Source organism: Streptomyces sp. NRRL S-378, from assembly GCF_000720645.1.
Taxonomy (GTDB): Bacteria; Actinomycetota; Actinomycetes; order Streptomycetales; family Streptomycetaceae; genus Streptomyces.
In genome coordinates this window covers 1-1,442 of sequence record NZ_JOBX01000168.1, presented here as the reverse complement: position 1 = coordinate 1,442, position 1,442 = coordinate 1, and the positions used below count along the sequence as shown (strand labels likewise).

2 protein-coding genes are annotated in these 1,442 nt (G+C 65.7%); both read right to left on the bottom strand.

Features of this window, described 5'->3' with window-relative positions; translation table 11 throughout:
- Positions 1 to 12 precede the first annotated feature (12 nt).
- A protein-coding gene (locus IH80_RS43375) for an IS5 family transposase (RefSeq protein ID WP_199819376.1) occupies positions 13 to 821 on the bottom strand; the annotation gives its coding sequence in 2 pieces (ribosomal slippage) (positions 13 to 482 and positions 482 to 821; 810 coding nt in all).
- A gap of 65 nt (positions 822 to 886) precedes the next feature.
- Positions 887 to 1,306 (bottom strand): hypothetical protein, encoded by a 420-nt coding sequence (locus IH80_RS0138330; protein WP_037882376.1) that lies wholly within the window; start codon positions 1,304 to 1,306, stop codon positions 887 to 889.
- Positions 1,307 to 1,442: the final 136 nt, after the last annotated feature.

Here is a 1,442-nt window from a genome sequence, read left to right as displayed (position 1 = left end):
TTACTGATCGTTTCAGAATGAGGTTCGTAGGCGTCGCAAGCAGATGATGCTGCAGGCGAGTTGAAGCAGCCCGAGGTGGAGGTCGGCGCGTATCTCGTAGCGGATGCGGAGGCGTTTGAACTGGTGGAGCCAGGCGAAGGTCCGCTCGACGACCCACCGTGTCTTGCCCAGTCCGGAGCCGTGCGGGACGCCGCGTCGGGCGACCTTCGGTGTGATGCCGCGGGCTCTGAGGATGCGCCGGTACTTGTCGTAGTCGTAGCCGCGGTCGGCGAACAGCCGACCCGGCCGGTGCCGAGGCCGCCCCCGGACTCCGCGGATGTGGGGGATCGCGTCCAGCAGGGGCGTCAGCTGGGTGACGTCGTGCCGGTTTCCGCCGGTCAGCGAGACGGCGAGAGGGGTGCCGTGCCGGTCGACGATCAGATGGTGCTTGCTGCCCGGCCGCGCACGGTCGACCGGCGAAGGTCCGGTGTGAGCCCCCCTTTCAGGGCCCGGACGTGCGAGCCGTCGATCGCGCAGTCGTCCATGTCCAACAGACCCGCCCTGCGCAGCTCGGCCAGAAGAACCTCGTGCAGTCGGGGCCAGACGCCGGCCTCGGTCCAGTCCCGCAGCCGCCGCCAGGCCGTCACCCCACTGCACCCGGTCCGCTCGGCAGGCACGTCCCTCCAGCTCACATTCTTGCGCAGCACGTAAACGATGCCTCGCAGGGCGGCACGATCGTCCGCGGGCAGGCGTCCGGGATACCGATGACGCCGCAGCGGACGGGGTGGCAGCAGTGGGGCGACGCGTTCCCACAGGTCATCAGGCACAAGATCATCCGACACCCGCACCACTCTGCCGCCACCAGACCCGACCGCCAAGCCCCGACGCCGAACTCATCCTGGAACGATCAGTTGGAGTCTGAGCGCAGTCCCAAGGCGCTGTGCTGAATCACGCCGGCCGGGGCATCAGCAGAGCGTGACTTTCGACGGGTCAACTCCACCAGCCTCGATCGGAGCTCCGGCGCTGGTTCGCCAAGCACAATGGCAGTGATCACCAGCTCAAGCATGACGCAGTCGTAGGCGTCGTCCGTGCCTCCGTAGCGTTCGCCATCACGCTCAACCACGGCACTGGCGATCCGCCATCCACCACTATCAACCGGTGCGAAGGTCGCCGCGAAGACTCCGTAACCGGTCCAGCTTCGATGGAAGAAGACGACCTCACCCTCTGTGAAGACGTCCCACTTCTCGTCCATGTCCTGCGCCCCGTAGCCACACTGGATTCGCTCCCACTCCTCATCTGACCAGATCCGCTGAGGCAGCTCCGACATCGGCCGAGGATCTGATATCGGCTGGACGCGACACATGGACCGAGTTACACGTTTGTCAGCAGGCATGGAGCGATCTTACGGACGAGGTCGAGCTCGACAGCAAACTCCTCGTCACCCTCATTGTGAAACGAGCTGT

What these genes read in the sequence shown, in the direction of transcription:
- IH80_RS0138330 (WP_037882376.1), bottom strand. Translation starts at nt 1,306, where the DNA reads ATGTCGGAGCTGCCTCAGCGGATCTGGTCAGATGAGGAGTGGGAGCGA.